We start from the raw sequence: 2,011 nt of genomic DNA on the forward strand, positions 1-2,011 counted from the left end.
TACGAATGCCATTTATGGCTTTACGATGATTTTGAACCGAATTCTTGAACAGGAAAAACCATCACATATTTTAGTAGCCTTTGATGCAGGAAAAACTACATTTAGACATAGTACATTTAGTGAATATAAAGGTGGTCGACAAAAAACTCCACCTGAGCTTTCGGAGCAGTTTCCTTTTTTACGAGAGCTTCTTGATGCTTACAAGATTGGCAGATATGAATTAGAAAACTATGAAGCCGATGATATTATCGGAACATTATCGCTCGAAGCTGAAAAAGAAGGCTTTGAAGTTAAAATTATTTCAGGGGATAAAGACTTAACACAGCTAGCTTCAGAGCATATTACAGTAGATATTACGAAAAAAGGGATCACAGATGTTGATTCATATACACCTGATTTCATAAAAGAAAAATATGGAATCACACCTGAGCGAATTATCGATATGAAGGGACTCATGGGGGATAGCTCTGATAATATTCCAGGTGTCCCAGGTGTTGGTGAAAAAACAGCTTTAAAATTATTACAAGAGTTCAATACCTTGGAGGAACTATTAGACTCGATTGATAAGGTGAGCGGGAAGAAGCTGAAGGAAAAGCTTGAGGAAAATAAAGACCAAGCAATCATGAGTAAAAAGCTTGCCACAATCTATCGTGAAGCACCAATAGAAATCGGAATTTCTGAGCTTGAGTATAACGGCTATGATGGCGACCAGGTGATTAAGCTTTTCAAAGAACTCGGATTCAATTCATTACTCGATAAAGTTGAGGGAAGCGAGAATACAGAAGACAAGCCATTAGAAGAGATATCTTTTAAAATCGTAGATGAAGTTACTGATGATATGTTAATAGCAGAATCTTCATTAATGGTGGAAGTGCTTGATGAAAGCTATCATAAAGCGGACATCCAAGGAATTGCAATCTCAAATAACAACGGGAATTTTTATATTCCAACAAAGCTCGCCCTTGAATCGACAAGCTTTAAAGAATGGGCAAACGATAAAGAGAAAAAGAAAACGGTTTTTGACGGAAAAAAATCAATTGTTGCCTTGAAATGGAAGGGAATCGATTTACATGGAATCGTTTTTGATTGTTTAATTGCCTCCTATATTTTAAATCCGTCTGAATCGACTGGTGATATTGCTGAAGTGGCAAAATTAAAGGGAATAACTGATGTGCAAACGGATGAAGCCGTTTATGGAAAAGGAGCAAAACAAAGAGTACCAGGTGAAGAAATTCTTTCCGAGCATGTTGTGAGAAAGGCAGTTGCTCTCAAAAAACTACAGGAAATTTACCAAAAAGAACTTCATGTTAATGAACAATATAAGCTTTTCACCGATTTAGAAATGCCATTATCGCTAATATTAGCTGATATGGAGGCTACTGGGGTAAAGGTAGATGTTGAACGTTTAAAAGCAATGGGCGAGGAATTAAAGGAACATCTTCAAGAGCTCGAACAAAAGATTTACAAACTGGCTGGGGAAGAATTTAACATTAACTCACCAAAACAGCTTGGTGTCATTCTTTTTGAAAAGCTTCAGCTTACCGTTTATAAGAAAACAAAAACAGGTTATTCAACTTCTGCCGATATTCTTGAAAAGCTTGCGAAAGAGCATGAAATCATCGAGTATATTTTGCATTATCGACAAGTTGGAAAGCTTCAATCAACCTATATTGAAGGTTTATTAAAGGTTGTTCATGAAGATACATGCAAGGTTCATACTAGATTCCAGCAAGCTTTAACACAAACTGGAAGACTAAGTTCAACAGACCCAAACCTGCAAAACATTCCAATTCGTTTGGAGGAAGGACGAAAAATAAGACAAGCGTTTGTTCCTTCGAAAAAGGATTGGTTTATGTTTGCGGCTGACTACTCACAAATTGAACTAAGGGTACTCGCACATATCGCAAATGATGAAAATCTAATCCATGCCTTTACGAATGATTTGGATATTCACACAAAGACTGCAATGGATGTGTTCCATGTAAAGGAAGACGAGGTTACCTCCAATATG

1 protein-coding gene (cut by a window edge) is annotated in these 2,011 nt (G+C 36.8%); it reads left to right on the top strand.

Going from position 1 to position 2,011, the window contains the following annotated elements; translation table 11 throughout:
- On the top strand, positions 1–2,011 hold part of the coding region annotated (gene polA, locus V7147_RS08295; protein ID WP_335367381.1) for a DNA polymerase I (this coding region is incomplete at its 5' end). Its footprint extends 531 nt past the window's final position; 2,011 of 2,542 annotated nt are visible.

It is taken from the genome of Bacillus sp. JJ1521, assembly GCF_036965165.1.
Taxonomy (GTDB): Bacteria; Bacillota; Bacilli; order Bacillales; family Bacillaceae_L; genus Ferdinandcohnia.